Below are 1,672 nucleotides of genomic sequence, written 5' to 3' on the forward strand. Positions count from 1 at the left end.
CAGCGCCTCCACTCAGCCCTCGGGTACCGTACGCCTGAGCAGGCCGAGCAGCGCTGGGCAACGTAACCTCCGTGTCCACAAAAACGGGGGAGGATCAAACAAACCGGTCCAGCGCCTCTACTTCCTGGAGAGCGGCATCTCCTCGATCACGGCCGAGGGCGCGAACGGGCGGGTTGAGGTCGGAATCATCGGCCGAGAAGGCTTGTCGGGTGCGGTGCCCGTGCTGCTGGGCACTGACCGTGTGCCGCACGAGCAGTTCATCCAACTACCGGGCGAGGCCCTGCGCATCAGCGTCCAGGCACTTTGCGCAGCCGTGGATGAGAGCCCGTCCTTGCGCCGGCTTCTCCTGCGCTACGTGCAGACGGAGATCGTGCAGGTCCGCCAGACGGCTTACGTCAACGCCACCTATAACCTTGAGCCGCGCCTCGCCCGTTGGCTGCTGATGTGCCACGACCGGGTGGACGGCGATGAGCTTCTGCTCAAGCACGAGTTCCTATCGATGATGCTGGGCGTGCAACGCTCCGGCGTGACGCTGGCCCTGCAGAACCTAGAGGGCGCAGGCCGCATCAAGAACACGCGCGGACGCATCCGGGTGATCAACCGCGAACTGCTGGAGGTGTTGGCGGACGGCAGCTACGGCCAGCCTGAGGCCGAGTACGTCCGCCTGATCGAGGGGGCCTGAGATGCCCCGCTACTACTTCCACCTGCGACATGGACCTGGATCCGCCGGGCTGGCCGTAGACCAAGAGGGCGATGACCTCGCTGACATGGTCGCGGTCCGTGAGCACGCGCTCTGGGTCGCGCGCGACCTGATTGCCCGAACCCGCACCTACGCCGTGCGGGACTGGTTCGTCTGCGCCTTCGAGGTCAGCGACGAGCAAGGTCAGCCCGTGCTCACGGTGCCCTTCAGCGACACCGTGTTGGAGGAGAGCGAGTGGGAGGGAGGCTGACTGCTCCATGCCCGCGTTATGGAGCGCATCATCGACCGCAGCCTCGTCGGATAGGGATTGTGGACGCGCCGAGCCGGTGGCTGCTACCCCCGGTTTGCGCGTCGGGCACGGTGATGTTCTGCCCCACTATCAGCGCCAGCAAGCCTAGGAAGCGAAGGCGAAGGTCTATCGCGGCAACCGGAGACCGGCGAAGGTCAGCGTGGCCGAGTAGACGGGATGGCCGTTCTCGTCCTTGACCATCACCGCGAAGGTGTGGTGGTCACCCTCCTCGGGAATGTTCTCGCGGGCAATGTCGGGCAGGAGGCGCTTGGCCTTCTGACGCGCGTCGTCCGGGCCTGACAACTCGGTCCCCGTATCGTCGAACTCGGGACCGCCGGCACGGACGTCGAAGAAGTAGCGCGGCATGTGGCTCTCCGCAGGGTACAGGCGGGAGCACACGGGTCTCGCAGCCGCTGACGCCCAGGATCACAGTCAGCGATGATCGACTTCTGCACCGATCGGCCACAGCACGCCTTAACGTGAGTTGGGCCTATCCTCGCACGTGAGGTCCAAACCGCGTTCCAATAGGGCTTGCCCCAATGGAACGTTCCAAACGGCGCAACGCGCCATGCCAGGAAAACGACGGGACACTGTTGGCGAATTCGACAGCTATGCCGTGAGGGCCTTGAAGCGTGAGGTGCGCGTGGGTGCCAGCGGACGCAGCGAGAACCAGGCAGCGAGGC

The 1,672-nt window shown here is 65.3% G+C and carries 3 protein-coding genes; 2 read left to right on the plus strand and 1 reads right to left on the minus strand.

Translation table 11 applies throughout. The features are described 5' to 3' along the window. The coding region (locus tag WDW90_RS36870; RefSeq protein WP_336492685.1) for a Crp/Fnr family transcriptional regulator at positions 1-682 on the plus strand (682 nt) is incomplete at its 5' end. Position 683: 1 nt separating this feature from the next. Next, complete coding sequence (locus tag WDW90_RS36875; protein WP_336492686.1) at positions 684-950, plus strand: DUF6894 family protein; 267 nt, start codon at positions 684-686, stop codon at positions 948-950. A 165-nt stretch (positions 951-1,115) separates the two neighbouring features. On the opposite strand, the gene WDW90_RS36880 is transcribed toward WDW90_RS36875, so the two are convergent. After that, positions 1,116-1,355 (minus strand): DUF6894 family protein, encoded by a 240-nt coding sequence (locus WDW90_RS36880; RefSeq protein WP_336492687.1) that lies wholly within the window; start codon positions 1,353-1,355, stop codon positions 1,116-1,118. Positions 1,356-1,672: the final 317 nt, after the last annotated feature.

Source organism: Methylobacterium nigriterrae, assembly GCF_037106235.1.
GTDB lineage: Bacteria > Pseudomonadota > Alphaproteobacteria > Rhizobiales > Beijerinckiaceae > Methylobacterium > Methylobacterium nigriterrae.